We start from the raw sequence: 17,506 nt of genomic DNA, 5'->3' as shown, positions 1-17,506 counted from the left end.
AGTTTTAATTAAGTATTGTTATCGATTATCAATGATTTGTAATCCTGTACCTTCTGGTAACCCTTTTCGACCATTAATATGCCATTTTACCAATCCGTAGGTAGTTTGACTAATTCTACCTGCTTTAAACTCTCGCTCTAATAGTGGTTTTATCTTTTTATGATATTGTGATGGGGCATGATGCAATAGTACCCAAGCGGCAATTGGTTTTCCTGTGCGATCGGGAGAAGGAAACCCGTTTTTTTTGGTAAAATCAATAATCCATCTAGTATTATGCTTATCGATTTCTAGCTGCAATGACCAAAGTGAGTCTCTCTTTTTTTGATAATCAACACTCGATTTATCCAGCCCACTCATCAAACTTCTATAACGTTGATCATTATGGCACATTTGCTCTAAATGTCTCCATAACTCTTCATTATTTACTTGTTGAAAAGCTTCTTCGATATCTTTGTCACTAGGTTCGGAGCAACACACAAATAATAACAAAAGACAACATGACAAGTATCTATACATTTTTCTTAAGGTTTTAAAAGTTTGATTCATTTTGAAGAGATAAGTTCTATTAAAATATCAATAAAACTCATCTCTTCTTGTAATTAATGATTTAATTTACATCATAAGGTTCCATAAAACAAATCATATCACCTTCTCCAAAATGTCCATCGCCATTACTGTCAATCCAGCCATCGGTTGCTTTACCATCCGAATTAATTCCGGTAGGACCATCACCTCCTGTAATGATATGTAATTTGTCTTTATTGATTTTATAATCCAAAACACTTTCAATTGTTTTCATTGTTGTTTGTTTTTATGATTAAACGATTATACACTACAAGAAACAATCTCCATACATTCACCTGGATCCTGCTTCCCATTATCATTGGAGTCTTCCAAACAATCACAATAACCATCAAAACTGGTATCAATATATTGTACTCCTCCATAGATTTTGGTTAACCCAATTGCTTTAATTTCAAATTCTTTAAAACTTTCCATAATTAAATGATTTAAATAAATATCCTACTCTATTCAAGGCTTTTCGGTTTTCGCCTGGGTTACGTAACGTATATTGATCAAAATTTTGTTTCTAGTGTTCTCGATCGATCTCAATAGCATAGTGCTCAAGCATATTTCTTAACTCCTTGTCTATTTGCATTGAGCGAAGCCGAAGTATAAAACCCAAACTGAAAGCCCACTGCCTCCTCATATACAAAACTTTCTACATATGGATCGTATACTACTGGGGCATTTAGATCTTTCATGGTATTAATGATGCGATACAAAGTAGTTTTTGAAACCCCTAATCGTTTGGATAAACTAACCGGACAACCTGTAGCTTCTAGACGGATCAATTGATCGATTCGTGCTATTAATTCTATTTGTTTGATAATGACATTCATGTTTTTCCCTTTACTGAGTTTGTATTCATTTTTATCGCAATCATAATGTCACTCACTTTCTCGAGATAAGGATAGGACCTTGCGTTTTGTTGAGATCAAAAGTAGGGGGAGAATAACATGTTATGCAAGTAAAGAAAGTCTTGATTCTAGAAATTTGGGCTCTTATTTCTAGAATTAAGAGTAAGAATACTCAATTTTAAACACCTAATTATCAATAAATTAAATTAATATCCCTAAGAAAATATTAAATGTATCTTTGTTTCGTTATCAAACAAGGTAACATTTTGCTAATTCACACATTAATAGATAGCTGTTATTAGTAATCCTTGAATGTATTATGCAATTATTGACTTTTAGTAAACAATACAAAATTTACAAGATAACCTATGTTGTAACTTTTCTTTTTGCAATACTATCGCCACATATTCTTTATGGTCAAAATGAACATTTTGCTTCAATTGATTCTCTTGTTAATCTAGATTACCAATTTCTTTTGAAAAAATATGATACCTTTATTAAATCTCACCCACAAAAAGCTGAACCTTTCGCAAGAGCTATTTTAATTAAAATAAAAAAAGGTAATGATGCCAATAATACTGCTAAAGCGTATCGTTTAATAGCACGTACACATGAAGGAAATCCTAGCCAATTTATAAAATATATAGATAGTGCTATCGTATATTCTAAACATACAAATAACAAATACTTTCCTACTTCTTTATATGTTAATAAAGGAGTATTTTACGAAAATAGAGGATTTTTCAACAAAGCTTTAGATAGTTATATAAAAGGATTATCATCTGCCCAAAATAAAAATGACAAGGACTATGAAATGATAATTAAGCATAACATTGCCATATTAAAAAGAAACCTTGGGAAATATAAGGAAGCAAAATCACTTTTTAAGGAGTGTTTAATTTATGAAAAAAATAAATTACGGAATTCCGGTAAAGATTCTATTGGATATTTAACTACACTTGCAGAATTAACGGCTACCTACAGAGATAATAAAGAAATAGATTCAGCATATCAATTGAATGCTAAAGGAATAAAAATGTCTAAAGGCAAGCCAAATCATTATTTATTTAAATTAAATGAAGGTATTATACAATATTATCGAAAAGAATATGATGATGCAATAATAACATTAAGCATTACTTTACAAGGGTTTCTAAGTCCAGAAAATGAATTTTATGATCAAAGTTATAATGTAATTGACACTTATCTTTTTTTGGGAAAATCGCATGCCGCTTTATCCGAAAATGAAATATCTATCAGTTATTACAAAAAAATAGATTCTTTAACTAAGAAAACCAATTATTTAGTTCCTGAAATCAGATCTGCTTACATAGGCATTATCGATCATTATAAATCTCAAGGCGATCAAAAAAATCAACTCCATTACATAAATAGGTTATTGTCAAACGATAGCATCCTTAATCAAAGATTTAGAAAACTGAATAATAAACTAATCAAGGATTATGACACCCCTATTTTATTGTCAGAAAAAGAAAAGATAATCGTAGAACTATCAAATAAAAAAAAACAATCTTATTACGGTCTTCTTCTTTTAGCAACCACAACCCTTATAATTACTACACTTTTAATTTTTAATTATAAGAAAAAGAAACAGTATAGGATTCGTTTTGAGGAACTGATGAAAGAGAAATTAGTGGTTGAAAAAAATATCCACTCAAATAAATCTAATTCTATTGGAATCGCTGAAGATGTAGTACAAAAGATCTTACATGGATTAGATAATTTTGAGAAGAATAAAGATTTTTTAAAACCTAGTATAACTTCTGGAATATTAGCAACCAAATTAAACACTAACAGTAAATATTTGACCACTGTTATCAAATATTATAGAAAAAAAAGATTTTTACCCTACATCAATGATCTAAGAATTGAATACATTATAGAGCAGTTGAAAATAGAACCAAAACTTCAAAAATATACTATAAAAGCATTAGCTAAAGAAGCTGGATTTAATTCTACAGAAGTATTTTCTACCTCTTTTTTTAAAAAAACAGGAATCTATCCTTCATATTTCATAAAACAACTACAACTAAGAAATAATCAATCCTTTACAAGTGAGTTTTGAGATCGAAATTCTAGAATCAAGAGAGTCATTTTGGAAAAAATTAAATATTTAGAATGCTAATCCTTTATATTTACCTAAAATTTTAAAGTATCAATGAATAATGAAAAAACGTAGAAAATTAACCCCTCTAAATCTGAATAAAATTAATGTAGTAAAACTTTCAAATGAACAATTCACTAAGATCTTTGGAGGAACACAAGGTCATGATGGTTGTGATAAAACGCAATTGGGAGATCCTAACTGTCCAGATGAAGATGAATTTACTGTTAGCTGTCCATAAATTTTAAAATAGTATAAATGGTAAAGAAAGTAATTTTTTTAATTTTTCTCTTCGTTGTTTCATGTAAAAAAAGGGAAAGTATTGCCCCCCCGATAGCAAAAACAGTAATTGCTGTTGATGAATATCATGGTAAGCTAGTAGAAGACCCTTATAGAAATCTGGAAAACATTAAGGATTCTACAGTGATCAAATGGTTAAAGGGACAAGGAAATTATGCTGATAGAATTTTACAGAAAATTCCTGCGAGACAAAGATTAATTAAGCAACTTCAAGGTTATGATATAAAAAAAGAAGTATCTATATATAAAGCCAAAACTACACCCAATGGAAAGTATTTTTACACTAAAACACAGGGTGATGAGAAAATTGCTAAACTTTACTATAAACCTAGTTTAGAAAGTGACGATATTTTGCTTTACGATCCATCTTTAAATGTTGAGAGTAATGATTCTTATATCAATTTTATTAAACCAGACTGGGAAGGTAATAAAGTAGTAATTAGTTTAGCTAAAAAAGGAGAAGAAGTATCTGACCTAATAATAATGGATGTAACTACTAAAAAAGTATTACCTGGAGTCATTAAAAAATGTCTATCAAAAATTGGAGGGGTAGATTGGTTATCAGATAATTCTGGGTTCATTTATCTATATTCACCAATTACAGATCCCACAAATAAAGACTATTGGACTAATACTAAATCAATATTATACAAGATCGGAAGCAATCCAAAAAAATTACAGGACGTTTTTTCTATGAAAAATAATCCAAATCTAAATTTACAACCAGAAGATTTTGCCATAGTAAATAATTATCGTTCTGGTGATGGTTATCTGTTTGCATTGGTAGCAGGATCTTCATCTTTTTTTGATGTTTACTACAAAAAAGAAACCGACATTCTTTCTAAAAAAAATCCATGGCGATTGTTATATAAGCAAAAGGATAAGGTAAAAAAGTTCGTTGTAGATAATGACGACAATATTATTTTTTTGTCAGCAAAAAACTCTCCTAATTTTCAAATATGTAAAACTTCAATAATAAATCCTGATTTTGAGAATCCAGAGATTTTGGTTTCCGAAAAAAAAGACCGTTTGATTACACGTTTTGAAGTGACAAAAGATGGACTATTTTATACAACTAAAAAAAATGGAATTGAAGCCAAACTATACTATTTAAATAATACTAATGAAATAGAAATACAACTCCCTATAGATGCTGGGGGTATTTATATAGGTTCCAATGGCCCTGATTTCGAATTGTTGAGGATAATTATAAACGGATATTTATCTCCATCAATAAATTATCTCTATGACGTAACTACAGGTACTTTTAACAAAGAAAGCATTGTCCCTCCAATTGATTATCCAGACTTTGAGAATTTAATAGTGGAACATATTGAAGTCACTTCTCATGATGGGATTATGGTTCCCGTATCTATAATTAGACAAAAAAACATTAAAAAAAATGGAAAAAACCCAACTTTATTTTACGGTTATGGTTCATATGGAGGTATAGGTAGAACCTCCATTAATCCAAACTTTTTGACTTGGGTTACAGAAGGAGGCATTCTAGTATTTGCTCATGTAAGAGGAGATGGTCATAAAGGAGATGCTTGGCATAAAGCCGGCTACAAAATTACCAAACCGAATACTTGGAAGGATATGATTGCTACAACGGAACACATGATAAGGGAAGGTTATACATCTTCCGATAAAGCGGCCATTTGGGGATCTAGTGCTGGGGGTATTTTAGCAGGTAGAGCCATGACCGAAAGACCCGATCTATATAAGGCTGTAATCCTTACGTCCCCTGCAACTAATATGTTACGATCAGAAGTGCAACCCAATGGCAAAAACAGTATTAAGGAATTTGGAACCGTTGAGATTAAAGAAGAATTTGAGGCGTTATTAGAAATGGATTCTTATCATCATATTAAAAAAGGAGTAAAATACCCCGCTACCCTTGTTACCGGAGGAATGAAAGATGGGCGTGTAGTAATTTGGGATCCAGCGAAATTTGTTGCGCGATTACAAGTCTCTAATGCTGCAAATACCCCTATTTTATTTAATGTAAATTTTGAGCATGGCCATGCAGGCATTAATACAAGTAAGCAAGATCTTTACGAATCATATGCTAATGCTTTCTCATTTGCACTTTGGCAAATGGGACATCCGGATTATCAACCTAATTAACCATATTTATTCAGTATCTCAAGATTTTACTAGCTATTAAGAAAGTTAATGCTTGGTAATTTTGTTTTTATTGTATCATTGGATTGGTGCCATTCCAATCTTTGTTACAAAACAGAGGAAAGTCTTCAAAAACATCTTCTTAAAGTATTCGAATGCAAATAAGTAAAGTACATAAGGGGTTTCTTTTTTTATTAACTCTTCTATCTTTTGGTTGTCAAAAGGTTCAAAAAGAAGTGGTTCATGATTCTTATTTTGGTCAAGTTATCCAAGATCCTTTTAGAAATCTAGAGTATCTAGAAAATAAGGATGTGTTACAATGGATTCATAAAGAAAACTCGGTTACCACATCGTATTTAAATACGATACCCAAACAACAAGACCTTATTGATCAACAAATTGCTCACGATCAAAAAAATAAATACTTCATCAGTCGATTAAATTATACCCCAAACGGAATGGTGTTTTTTCTAAAGCAAACCGCCAATGAAAACAGAGCTAAGCTTTATTATAAGAAGAATACAGATAGTTCCGAGGTTGAACTATTTAACCCAAAAGACTTCGATCCACAATCAAAAGATGAATATCAAATTAGTTATATAAAACCTAGTTGGGATGGCAGTAAAATTGTAGTGAGTTTAATTAAAAATGGAGATGAAAACGCTACAATGTTCGTTTTGGATGTAAAAACAAAAAAGAAACTTTCTGGTTCTCTGACAAATGGAATCCCCTCTGGGGGTGTTGGTGGAGTGCAATGGTTAGCCGATAACACCACATTATATTACACCTATTTTCCCAATATCAATAACAAATCCTCTTCTACCTATTTAAACGGAAAAGCAATACTATACAAAACGGGAACTGATTTCAGTCAAATCAAAGATGTTTTCTCCACAAAAAATAATCCTGATTTAGGTTTAAAGTCAGAAGACTTCCCCACATTAAGTATCAACAATTCTAATTTCAAATATGTTATCGGTATTGTATCGGGAGCAACTCAATTTCAAGATGCTTTTTATCTCCCAACCAAACAACTTTTTGAAAAAGAGCAACCATGGAAACCACTTTACAAAAAAGAGCACAAAGTAAAGACACATGATTTCATTGGCGAAAATGATATCATTTACTTGACAGCACAAAATGCTCCAAATTTCAAAATTTGTAAAACTTCATTTACATCTAAAAACTTTGATCATCCCGAAGTACTGATTACAGAAAAAAAAGATGAAGTCATTAAGTACCTTACAGTTACCTCAAAGGGGATATTCTACTCCACTGTAAAAAATGGAGTCATTGCCAGATTATTTAGATACCACAAAGGAGAAGAAAAGGAAATTACACTTCCAAAACCTTCGGGAGACATTAAATTAGCCAAGAATGGGCAAGAAATCATAATTTCGTTAAAAGGTTGGTTGAGTAAAACTCAACGATATACATTTGATGAAGAGACAAATTCCCTAGTACCGTACAATATTTTTCCAGACAATGGACATGAAAATAACTTTGCTGACTTAACTATAGAAGAGGTAACCGTAAAAGGTCATGATGGGGTCGAAATTCCTCTTTCTTTAATCTATCAAAGGGATTTGAAAAAAGATGGTACGAACCCAATTCTTATGAGAAGTTATGGAGCATACGGTTCTTCAATGATCCCAACTGCATATTACCCTTTTTTACTCTATGTAAGAGAAGGGGGGATATATGCCGTAGCACATGTACGTGGGGGTGGAGAAAAAGGTGATGCCTGGCGCAATGGAGGTTATAAAACCACCAAACCTAACACTTGGAAAGATATCATCTCTTGTACAGAATATTTGATAACTAACAATTATACATCAAAACGAAAAATAGCTATTTGGGGAGGTAGCGCCGGTGCTGTAGGCGTTGGCAGGGCATTAACCGAAAGACCTGATCTATACGGTGCTGCAATACTTAGCAGAGGAATCCTCAATACGGTTAGAATCGAAGCAGGAATTAATGGAGCCAATAGTGCAAAAGAATTTGGAACCATCAAAGATTCCATAGAATTTAGAGGTTTGTACAATATGGATGCGTATCATCATATCAAAGATAACACCTCGTTTCCTGCAACACTAGTCACTACTGGGATGAATGACTCCAGAGTCCCACCATGGCAATCCTTCAAATTTGCGGCAAGGCTCCAAGAAGCCAATACTTCCAAAAATCCTATATTGCTTAAAACTGAATTTGACTCAGGTCATGGACTTCAATCGACAAAAAAAAGAGGTTTTGAAACAATAGCTACTGCGTTGTCTTTTGCTTTGAGGCATACTGGTCATCCTAACTACCAGCCAGAGGAGTAAGCACATAAATAAATGATTTACAAATTAGCGTGAGAGTTTTTGAAACATCAACTAATAAGATATGTTGTTAATTATCAGGCATAAAAGTTAGACTACCATTTCAGAATTTCTTTCATTAATTCGTTCCAGTTTCATTTTTTGAAACTGAAAACTTTTAATTTTAAATCTTGATATTTTTATCTCAGTTATGAAAAAGAACCTAATATCTTTTGTTTTATATATTATTCTTTTCTTTTCGTCATTTAACAATGCTATAGGGCAAAGTACTATACCTTCTTTGAAAGAAGGAATAGAGCGAAATGTAAAAGGAAATGAATTCCACTCATATACTTTACCACTTACCAAGGGTGATTTTGTACAGTTGCATTTGCGTCAAAAGAAGGTAAATCTTCAAGTGATCGTTTCCATCCCAGAAAAAGACACACTTAAAGGATTTTTAAGCAATTTTAGAGCTCATGATGGGCTCGAGATGGTTGAGTTTACTGTTGAAAAAAGCGACACTTATACTATTAAAGTTTCTCCATATATCTCAAGATGGTTAAAAGAAGATAAACGTCAAAATTTCATCGATAACATAGATGGTGGATATACTGTAGAAAAGTTTAAGGTGCTTTCTCCAAAAGGGCATAAAGCACTTTTAGCTTCCAGAAAAGCCAAAAAGGACAGTGTAATTTATTGGTTAGATGAGAAATCATTATCTCTTAATGGAGTAAAAGCAGAAACTGGGTTTAGTGACTTATCGTATTTAAAACCTATTCTAAAAGATGCACGAATTGTGGGTATGGGCGAGACCAGCCATGGCACTAGAGAGGTCTTCCAGATGAAACACCGTATGTTGGAATTCTTAGTGAAAGAGATGGGGTTTACCTTGTTTGGGATCGAGGCTAGTCATGTTGGGTGTAAACCAATAAATGATTATGTATTATACGGTAAAGGTAATAGCAGAGATGCATTATCTGCTCAAGGATTTTGGGTTTGGAATGTAGAATCTGTGATTGATATGATCGAATGGATGTATCGCTATAATAAAACTGTACCTGAAGCCAAAAAGGTAAAATTTATTGGTGTTGACACCCAAACTGTAGGGTTGGATTTAGCCTACCAAAATATTAGCAAATACTTGAAAAAAACTGGACTTCATCCTCTATTAGAACAACCCGTTGATTCAGTATTTCAACATATTAAAACAATCTCAGACAGAAGTGATTTATCTAAGCAACGGCAAGAATTACATGCTTTACTTTCATATATATACTTGAACGAATTAAGCCTGACTACCAAAAGTTCCCCTGAAGATTATAAAAGCGTACTAGAGGACCTAAAAAAAATCATTCAAGGCGTACAAGCAGTTGATGGAAAACTACAGGATAAGGTAGATTACAATATTAGAGATGATTATATGGCACAAACCGTTCTGGAAATCTTACATGAAGAAGGTCCAGATGCCAAAATGATGCTTTGGGCACATAACGGTCATATTCACAAAGATTCTTATGCATATACTAATGGAGCTCAAAAGGCTCTAGGAAGTGTTTTAAAAGAGTATCTAGGTGATAAAAAATATTATGCGATTGGATTTGCCACTTATCAAGGTACATTTCAAGCTAGAAGTTATGTCATAGAAGAAGAAGAGTATGTTTATGGTAAAGTGGGTTCTTTTAAAATATTTCCTGCAAGAGAAGGAGATTTGGACTGGTATTTCGCACAAACCGATAAAGATTTGTTCTTTATTGATTTTAAAGAAGATAATAAACCTAATGCTATCCATTCTTTTTTAAACAAATATCAACACTTACATACAGCGGGTGCTACTTGGGCTTATGGTCGTGAGTATTCTCCATTTTCAGAGATCATACCCGACAAGTATTTTGATGGAATGATTTTTATCAAAAAAACCTCTAGTGCAGTACTTACTCCAGGAGGTGAAAAAGAGATTGAAAGACGGATTAAAAATGGGAAGTAACAATTACTCTTCATCAAGCCCCGCTATGTATCCCATGCCATAGCAGGGCGCTACGTCGAACCCCAATCCTGCCCCATTGGATCAGGGTTCTATCAACACACAACATATTGTTGTTTTGTGTACCGATGGACAGCTATAGTTTATTTATAAAAACTACGATGCCTATCGTTTTTACTTTGTACCCCTTTAGTTTCGGGAGGGTACAAGGCTTTACTCATGGATTGGATATAGCTTGCAGCCCACCTCTTCATCGTTGCGGTGATCAACTGCTTCCAACCCTTGGTTCTTGTTTTTTGGCTAGTAACGTGAGTTTCCATTGTTTTATCATTTATGGATTAGACATGGTTTGTATTCTGGCAGGAATAGCAAGACTCGAACTCGCATCTCTGGGGTCGTAACCCAACGTTCTATCCGATTGAACTATATTCCTTGGTGTGTTGCCCGAAAATCTTGGGCATAAAAAAAGACGCCGTGTTCGGGCGTCTTCTTTTAGATCTTAGGATACTATGCAATTACTACATACGATTCCTATTCCTTGTTATACTACAGACACCCTTTATGTACACATTAGACCAGTAGATCACCTGCTTAGCTCCCAGGCGATTTAGTCTATGTAGTGTGCAAATTGGTGTCATAATTTTCTGTTTTTAAATGTATTTTCTTTTCTATCTATTGTTATGTGAGCTGTTCGTTTTGATGTGTTTCAATCACAAGGCAAAGATGAAAACTTTATTTGAAATACACAAGAAAATTTTAATTTAATTTATTGATTATCAAGTAGTTAAACTCAATTTTAAGCATAGGGGTTCCTGTCCGCTTTATGCAGAAATTGGATCGTTATCGCATACTACTGTCTCTCTGATGCTTACCTTCCAAATGTGATTTTTATGTATGTATTAGCGTATGTACATTGGATGAAAAAAATTCATAAAAAAAAAGCGTCCAATAAATTGGACGCTTCTGGTTATATCTAGTTTTTGTGTTTATTTTATCTCATAAAACAATCAAAAATAGCTATGCAACGCCCAATCCCGTAAAGACCCGTTCTGGATCCAACGGTAATTACACTGCTTATGCAGTGAGATCGTTGTGATATTTTTGATTTTTTGTACCATTCTGTTATACAAATATTTGCGATTTAATCCAGACTTCCAAATTTATTTTTGAAAGCCATCTATCCGATTCACTTTTTTGTTTGCTTATTCTGCTTAGCAAACTGCTCTTAGTTCGTTGTACATTGGATCCTCTTCGATCATGCTCAACAACTTCTTTTTGGCCAGGAACTTCTTTTTTCGAGTGTACCCTACCGAATAGCCCTTGATCTGCGAAATCTCTTTCATGGATTTCCCTTCGAACACCAAGCCTAGTAATTCTCTGTGATCGGCGCTTAGATTTTGAAAATGTTTTCGGTATAGCAATTCTCGCTCCTGGTTTTCGATATCTTCGAACCCGATCTCATCTACTTCTTCATCAAAGCGATGATGTGCATGATTGACTACCGATCTCATTTTTTTACGCAAACGGTTACGCCAAAGATTCTTGCAGATGCCATAGAAATAAGTGCGTACAGGCACTCTAATCTCTAGCAGACCCGCTTTTAGTTTTTGGTACAACACGACCAACGCATCCTGAAAGATGTCTTCTACATCTTCTGCGTTTCCGTAATTGCGAAGAATATACCCTTGTACGTATCGTATATTCTCTTTGTAAAAACAGTTTAAAATTCTTTCGTCCCCTTGAATGATGCCTGTGATGATGGTTTGGTCTTGATTCATCATTGTGTTAGTTTGTACTGTTTCTAATTATGGATCAGTAATTTGCTGCTCCGTATATTCCCCATTGCTAAGTTGATACAAACTTAAATCGACAGCACAACATCTCCTTACAGATTTCTGTAAAACGGGTGATTTTTTTTAGAAAATTTTACGATTTGGTAATATTGGATTGGGTGTGGGATGAAATATCACAGAGAAAATCTATTCAGCTTCGTTATCAATGATCTATATATTTCTTGATCCTATCTCTATTCGTTAAATCAACAAGTTGTGAAGTATTCCAATCCATTAAGATCAAATCCCATTTTTCTCCGATCTTGAATAGTACATTGATGACATGGTTAGCATTCAATTCAAACAGATTTGTAACCCATATGTTGATTACAACATCATTCTCATATTGAAAATACATTGCTGCATAACCCTTTCCAAACCCAATTGTATTTTTACTTTTCTCACGGTATTCGGTACCGTAACCAGTAATTACTTCAGTATGTCTTTCGGTTTCAAGTTCTGCTAATACCTTTTCAAGTTCAGATTTGTTTATTTTTCGAGCGCTTAAAGTTATTTTACGTTCTTCTCGAACATAAATATCTGAATATCCGTGCTCTTCGGTAAAGTCACTAATATTATCTACTTCCTTTAAAAGATGGAATACATTTTCTTTCGGTAAGATTTCTATTTGGCAGAAATCATCTTCATGATAAAAAATTGTTCCTTTTGCTTTCACTTTTTGAAGGAATTACAACAACCCCATATCTTTTACAATCGCCACCAAATGCGTAGTATTTTTGGCTTGAAAATTATCAAAAAGCTTACTTACTCTTTTGTCTATAGAGCTTTCGCCATTGGGTGTGATGTTTTCGGCGATCAGTTTGAGTCTTATTTCCTTTTTGGTAAAGCCTTTGGCCAGTTCTTCTAGCAAGATCATATCCAGGTCGTCTAGCTCTACAAAACCATCATTATCCGCCATTTCGGTAAGTTCGGGCGGCAGCACGGTTTGTCCCTCAAACACACCATCTACGCAATGGATCAATTCTTTGATGGCATGTTGTCCCTTACACACATAGCCATTGATTTTGTATTTCTCAAACAACATATTGATCTTATCTGGGCGATCTTCTTGTGAGTATACAATCACCTTGATATCAGGTTGTATCAATCGTACATCTCTGATCAAATCGATACCCGAAGTTCGAACTTGTATTTTGTGGTCTTCCCGAAAAGAAAGATCCGTAATAAGCAACTGAAACGGGGTATCATCCTGAAATGCTTTTCTAAACTTGAGATAGGCATCGTCACAATATTTGGCTTCCTCAATTTCGGCAATACCAATATTGTCATTCAATACTTTTATGATTCCTTGATTGGCAATTTCATAATCCTCTGCCACCAATACTTTCGTAAACATTTTGTAAACGTTTTAATTAGGGATGCTGATGTTAGCTTTAAACCCTTTTTCTTTTTCGGATTCAAAGATAAGGGTTCCATCTATAGCACGAATACGCTTTTCTGTATTGTGTAATCCATTTTTGGATTGTAGTTGTGTTTTATCAATCCCCACCCCATTGTCAGTATACTTGATATGCAGTGTATTGTTGTCTTGAGTAAATACCAAAACGACCCTACCCGCCTGACTGTGTTTTTGCATATTGGTCATCAATTCTTGCAACACCCGATAGACAGTAATTTTTACAGGAGCCTCAAAGCCTTGCCAATTGATTTTGTCTAATCCTCGAACCAACAATTGTATCCCATTTTTGGTATAGTTTTTTAGCATATCGCTCAACTCTTCCGAGAAGGACTCATCGACATCGAACTCATTATTTTCTCTAGAAATATCTCTGGCTTTAGCATAAGTTGCATTTAGTCGTTCTAAGATTTTGGAATCATGAGGATCATTTTGATATTGCAACATGACTTGAAAAATATCATTCCCCAGCTCATCGTGCAACCGTTTAGAGATTCGCGTCTCCGTTTCATAACTGGCTTGAAACTGTACCATTTGATTTTGTTGGGCCAGGTATTTGGTACGTTGTCTAAAGAAGTAAATGGCAAAGCTAATTCCCATTAATAGTAATAAAATCCCAAGTAGATAAATCGTATTTTGATTTTGTACTGTGGCTATTTGTTGTTCCTTTTGAACAATTTGCGCCTCCTTCTCTACAATCTGTTGTTCTTTTTCCTCAGTTTCAAACTGAATACGAGCGATTTTGTCTCGAAACAGTCGTTCTTCCTTTACCAAGCTATCATTTAGTTGGATATAAGCTTCAGCATATTGCAGGCCTTCTTTAGGGTTACTTACTTTGGAAAGAATTTGATAAGATTTTAAAAGTTCTTCGTTATTGCCTATTTCTTTTGCAAGTTTTCTAGCGGTTACCGCAAATGATTTTGCCCTTTTGAAATCTCCTATTGATTGATAATATTCCGCCAGATGCAAATTATTAGTACTTAAACCGGTTTTATTTTGAATACTATCGCGTACTCTTAACGCTTCATAAAAAAGTTCGGGTATGTTTTCTAAGTCATTGGAAAGAAACTTTGCGTAAGCCAAATTATCTGTTAGCAAAGCATATCTTCTACGATCTTTTTTTAAAAAATCCTTATAAGATAATGCTTTATGAAATGCTTCTTTAGCTTGATCATATTTTTGTTGAGATTTGTAGGTTACTCCAATATTATTTAGAGAAATTAGTATACGTTGTTTTTTTTCAGAACTTCCATCAAATTCCATCGCTTTTTTGTGATATGCTATAGCCTCATCATACCTGCCTAAATATTTGGCAACTGAACCAAGGTTTGAATAACATAATGGAATATATTCTTTATTTCCGGATAAATGAAATTGTTTGATAGCAGCTATAGTATAAGTTTCACTTTTACTGTAATCTTTTGCTCTCCTCTTTATTTGAGCTAAATTAACCAAGATATTACCATGAGTAAAACAAACATCATTGTTTTTATTGATCAAGGAACATATTTTTTCGGCTTGGTAAAAATTCTTGTAGGCAATTGTATAATTTCGAAAATTTCTATAGTAAATACCTAAATTTAAATATGACTTTGCGATTCCCAATGAATCACCGATAGAAATTGAAAGATCTAAGGCTCTATCAGAAATAGCTTTAAAATTTACATAATCTTCCAAATAATAATAAATTATACCCAACTTACGATGTTTAAGAATCTTATTAGAATCATCTGGCAACTTAGAAACAAGACTATCAACCTCTCTTAGAAGCTTTTTCTTTTCTTCTTTAGATTTGTTTTTATCCTCTGCCTGTTCGATAAGTTCATCTATTACATCTAACTGAGTAATAGCAGCATCGACTGTAGGAGTAGGATCCTCATCCTTACAAGAAAAGAAAACACATACGATCAGCAGTAAACAGGCAAGTCTTTGAAGCATACAATGACGATTAACCTTATAAAAATAAGGAGATCTCTTGAAGAAATAAACGAACTAAGCAGGAATCTTAATATCGGCTTTAAACCCTTTTTCTTTTTCGGATTCAAAGATAAGGGTTCCATCTATAGCACGAATACGTTTTTCTGTATTGTGTAGTCCATTTTTGGATTGCAATTGTGTTTTATCGATCCCCACTCCATTGTCGGTATATTTGATGTGTAGTGTATTATTATCCTGGTTAAATACCAAAACCACCATACTCGCCTGACTGTGTTTTTGCATATTGGTCATCAGCTCTTGGAGTACTCTATACACCGTTATTTTTACCGGTGCCTCAAACCCTTGCCAATCGATTTTATCTAGACCACGAACTAACAATTGTATGCCATTTTTGGTATAGTTTTTTAGCATATCGCTCAGTTCTTCCGGGAACGACTCATCAATATCAAACTCATTATTTTCTCTGGAAATATCTCTTGCTTTAGCATAAGTTGCATTTAGTCGCTCTAAGATTTTGGAATCATGAGGATCGTTTTGATACTGCAACATTACCTGAAAAATGTCATTCCCCAAATCATCATGCAAGCGTTTGGAAATCCTGGTCTCGGTCTCATAACTGGCTTGAAACTGTACCATCTGGTTTTGTTGCGCCAGGTATTTGGTGCGTTGTTTAAAGAAATAGATAGCAAAGCCAATCCCCATAAGCAGCAACAAGATACCTAACAGATAAATCGTATTTCGGTTTTCTACTGTAGTGATTTGTGCTTCCTTTTCAACAATTTGTGCTTCCTTCTCAACAATCTGCTGTTCTTTTTCTTCGGTTTCAAACTGGATACGAGCGATTTTATCTCGAAACAGTCGTTCTTCTTTGACCAAGCTATCATTTAGTTGAATATAAGCCTCTGCATATTGTAGGCCTTCTTTAGCATTGCTTACTTTGGAAAGGATTTGATAGGCTTGTAGAAGTTCTTCATTATGATTCAATTCTTTTGCTAAATACACCGCCTGATTTGCATACTTCTTTGAAATCCCATTCTTACCGATTGATTGAAAATACTCTGCTAAATGCAAATTATTAGTAGTCAAACCATTTTTATCTCCAATACTATCTCTTATATTTAATGCTTTATAAAAAAGCTTAGGTATATTTTCCAAATCATTGGAAAGAAACTTTGCGTAAGCCAAATTATCTGTTAGTAAAGCGTATCTTTTGCGATCTTTTTTTAAAAAATCCTTATAGGATAATGCTGTATGAAATGCTTCTTTAGCCTGATCATATTTTTGTTGAGACTTATAGGTTACCCCAATATTATTTAGAGAAATCAAAATCTGTCGTATTTCTCTATCAGAGTTTACATCAAATTGCATAGCTTTTTTGTGATATGCTATAGCTTCTTCATATCTTCCTAAATATTTAGCAATTGAACCAAGGTTTGAATAACAAATTGGGATATATTCTTTATTTCCGGATAAATGAAATTGTTTGATAGCAGCTATCGTATAAGCTTCACTTTTACTATAATCTTTTGCTCTCCTCTTTATTTGAGCTAGATTAACCAAGATATTACCATGAGTAAAACGGACATCATTGTTTTTTTTGATTAAGGAACATATTTTTTCGGCTTGATAAAAATTCTTGTAAGCAATTGTATTATTTTGAAAATTTCTATAGTAAATACCTAAACTTAAATATGATTTTGCGATTCCTAATGAATCACCGATAGAAATTGAAAGATCTAAGGCTTTCTCAGAAATAGCTTTAAAATTCACATAATCTTCCAAATAATAATAAATTAAAGCCAACTCACGATGTTTATGAATCTTGTTAGAATTATCTGGCAACTTAGAAACAAGACTATCTAACTCTCTAAGAAGCTTTTTCTTTTCTTCTTTAGATTTGTTTTTATCCTCTGTCTGTTCGATAAGTTCATCTATTACATCTAACTGAGTAATAGCAGCATCGACTCTAGGAGTAGGATCCGTATCCTTACAAGAAAAGAAAACACATACGATTAGTAGTAAACAGGCAAGTCTTTGAAGCATACAATGACGATTAACCTTA

Annotated in this window: 15 protein-coding genes and 1 tRNA gene; 5 read left to right on the top strand and 11 right to left on the bottom strand. The window is 33.4% G+C overall.

The window, feature by feature from the left end; translation table 11 throughout:
- Positions 1-18: 18 nt before the first annotated feature.
- The 4 genes from BUE24_RS19550 to BUE24_RS19540 form a co-directional block, all read right to left on the bottom strand.
- Positions 19-516: a hypothetical protein gene (locus BUE24_RS19550; protein ID WP_139242058.1), complete on the bottom strand. Its 498-nt coding sequence runs from the start codon at positions 514-516 to the stop codon at positions 19-21.
- 91 nt (positions 517-607) lie between these two features.
- The gene (locus tag BUE24_RS19545) at positions 608-799 is read right to left on the bottom strand and encodes a hypothetical protein (RefSeq protein WP_073319957.1); all 192 of its coding nucleotides are present in this window, start codon (positions 797-799) and stop codon (positions 608-610) included.
- A 26-nt stretch (positions 800-825) separates the two neighbouring features.
- Positions 826-999, bottom strand: coding sequence for a hypothetical protein (locus tag BUE24_RS24070; RefSeq protein ID WP_170864640.1), 174 nt, complete (start codon positions 997-999; stop codon positions 826-828).
- A 125-nt stretch (positions 1,000-1,124) separates the two neighbouring features.
- Positions 1,125-1,403, bottom strand: a complete 279-nt coding sequence (locus BUE24_RS19540) for a hypothetical protein (RefSeq protein ID WP_073319955.1) — start codon at positions 1,401-1,403, stop codon at positions 1,125-1,127.
- Between the two features lie 337 nt (positions 1,404-1,740).
- Here BUE24_RS19540 and BUE24_RS19535 point away from each other — a divergent pair, with 337 nt between their 5' ends.
- From BUE24_RS19535 to BUE24_RS19515, 5 genes are all read left to right on the top strand, one after another.
- Positions 1,741-3,507 carry an AraC family transcriptional regulator gene (locus BUE24_RS19535; protein ID WP_073319952.1) on the top strand — a complete coding sequence of 589 codons (1,767 nt, stop codon included), beginning with the start codon at positions 1,741-1,743 and terminating at the stop codon, positions 3,505-3,507.
- Positions 3,508-3,607: 100 nt separating this feature from the next.
- Positions 3,608-3,787 carry a class I lanthipeptide gene (locus BUE24_RS19530; protein WP_073319949.1) on the top strand — a complete coding sequence of 60 codons (180 nt, stop codon included), beginning with the start codon at positions 3,608-3,610 and terminating at the stop codon, positions 3,785-3,787.
- Positions 3,788-3,804: 17 nt separating this feature from the next.
- Complete coding sequence (locus BUE24_RS19525; protein ID WP_073319947.1) at positions 3,805-5,976, top strand: prolyl oligopeptidase family serine peptidase; 2,172 nt, start codon at positions 3,805-3,807, stop codon at positions 5,974-5,976.
- Between the two features lie 152 nt (positions 5,977-6,128).
- Positions 6,129-8,297 (top strand): prolyl oligopeptidase family serine peptidase, encoded by a 2,169-nt coding sequence (locus BUE24_RS19520; protein ID WP_073319944.1) that lies wholly within the window; start codon positions 6,129-6,131, stop codon positions 8,295-8,297.
- A gap of 187 nt (positions 8,298-8,484) precedes the next feature.
- Positions 8,485-10,260 (top strand): erythromycin esterase family protein, encoded by a 1,776-nt coding sequence (locus tag BUE24_RS19515; RefSeq protein WP_073319941.1) that lies wholly within the window; start codon positions 8,485-8,487, stop codon positions 10,258-10,260.
- 140 nt (positions 10,261-10,400) lie between these two features.
- On the opposite strand, the gene BUE24_RS24065 is transcribed toward BUE24_RS19515, so the two are convergent.
- The 7 genes from BUE24_RS24065 to BUE24_RS19485 form a co-directional block, all read right to left on the bottom strand.
- Complete coding sequence (locus BUE24_RS24065; protein ID WP_170864639.1) at positions 10,401-10,577, bottom strand: hypothetical protein; 177 nt, start codon at positions 10,575-10,577, stop codon at positions 10,401-10,403.
- Positions 10,578-10,614: 37 nt separating this feature from the next.
- Positions 10,615-10,690: transfer RNA gene (locus BUE24_RS19510), tRNA-Arg, on the bottom strand.
- 778 nt (positions 10,691-11,468) lie between these two features.
- Positions 11,469-12,038, bottom strand: a complete 570-nt coding sequence (locus tag BUE24_RS19505) for an RNA polymerase sigma factor (protein WP_084549622.1) — start codon at positions 12,036-12,038, stop codon at positions 11,469-11,471.
- Positions 12,039-12,252: 214 nt separating this feature from the next.
- Positions 12,253-12,765, bottom strand: a complete 513-nt coding sequence (locus BUE24_RS19500; protein WP_073319937.1) for a hypothetical protein — start codon at positions 12,763-12,765, stop codon at positions 12,253-12,255.
- Positions 12,766-12,777: 12 nt separating this feature from the next.
- Positions 12,778-13,446 (bottom strand): DNA-binding response regulator, encoded by a 669-nt coding sequence (locus BUE24_RS19495; protein ID WP_073319935.1) that lies wholly within the window; start codon positions 13,444-13,446, stop codon positions 12,778-12,780.
- A gap of 12 nt (positions 13,447-13,458) precedes the next feature.
- On the bottom strand, positions 13,459-15,444 hold the full coding sequence (locus tag BUE24_RS19490) for a tetratricopeptide repeat-containing sensor histidine kinase (protein ID WP_073319933.1): 1,986 nt from the start codon (positions 15,442-15,444) through the stop codon (positions 13,459-13,461).
- A 54-nt stretch (positions 15,445-15,498) separates the two neighbouring features.
- Positions 15,499-17,487 (bottom strand): tetratricopeptide repeat-containing sensor histidine kinase, encoded by a 1,989-nt coding sequence (locus BUE24_RS19485; RefSeq protein ID WP_073319931.1) that lies wholly within the window; start codon positions 17,485-17,487, stop codon positions 15,499-15,501.
- Positions 17,488-17,506: the final 19 nt, after the last annotated feature.

It is taken from the genome of Aquimarina spongiae (genome assembly GCF_900141785.1).
Taxonomy (GTDB): domain Bacteria; phylum Bacteroidota; class Bacteroidia; order Flavobacteriales; family Flavobacteriaceae; genus Aquimarina; species Aquimarina spongiae.
This window is presented reverse-complemented; position numbering and strand designations above follow the sequence as displayed.

What these genes read in the sequence shown, in the direction of transcription:
- BUE24_RS19550 (WP_139242058.1), bottom strand. Translation starts at nt 516, where the DNA reads ATGTATAGATACTTGTCATGTTGTCTTTTGTTATTATTTGTGTGTTGC.
- BUE24_RS19545 (WP_073319957.1), bottom strand. Translation starts at nt 799, where the DNA reads ATGAAAACAATTGAAAGTGTTTTGGATTATAAAATCAATAAAGACAAA.
- BUE24_RS24070 (WP_170864640.1), bottom strand. Translation starts at nt 999, where the DNA reads ATGGAAAGTTTTAAAGAATTTGAAATTAAAGCAATTGGGTTAACCAAA.
- BUE24_RS19540 (WP_073319955.1), bottom strand. Translation starts at nt 1,403, where the DNA reads ATGAATGTCATTATCAAACAAATAGAATTAATAGCACGAATCGATCAA.
- BUE24_RS19535 (WP_073319952.1), top strand. Translation starts at nt 1,741, where the DNA reads ATGCAATTATTGACTTTTAGTAAACAATACAAAATTTACAAGATAACC.
- BUE24_RS19530 (WP_073319949.1), top strand. Translation starts at nt 3,608, where the DNA reads ATGAAAAAACGTAGAAAATTAACCCCTCTAAATCTGAATAAAATTAAT.
- BUE24_RS19525 (WP_073319947.1), top strand. Translation starts at nt 3,805, where the DNA reads ATGGTAAAGAAAGTAATTTTTTTAATTTTTCTCTTCGTTGTTTCATGT.
- BUE24_RS19520 (WP_073319944.1), top strand. Translation starts at nt 6,129, where the DNA reads ATGCAAATAAGTAAAGTACATAAGGGGTTTCTTTTTTTATTAACTCTT.
- BUE24_RS19515 (WP_073319941.1), top strand. Translation starts at nt 8,485, where the DNA reads ATGAAAAAGAACCTAATATCTTTTGTTTTATATATTATTCTTTTCTTT.
- BUE24_RS24065 (WP_170864639.1), bottom strand. Translation starts at nt 10,577, where the DNA reads ATGGAAACTCACGTTACTAGCCAAAAAACAAGAACCAAGGGTTGGAAG.
- BUE24_RS19505 (WP_084549622.1), bottom strand. Translation starts at nt 12,038, where the DNA reads ATGATGAATCAAGACCAAACCATCATCACAGGCATCATTCAAGGGGAC.
- BUE24_RS19495 (WP_073319935.1), bottom strand. Translation starts at nt 13,446, where the DNA reads ATGTTTACGAAAGTATTGGTGGCAGAGGATTATGAAATTGCCAATCAA.
- BUE24_RS19490 (WP_073319933.1), bottom strand. Translation starts at nt 15,444, where the DNA reads ATGCTTCAAAGACTTGCCTGTTTACTGCTGATCGTATGTGTTTTCTTT.
- BUE24_RS19485 (WP_073319931.1), bottom strand. Translation starts at nt 17,487, where the DNA reads ATGCTTCAAAGACTTGCCTGTTTACTACTAATCGTATGTGTTTTCTTT.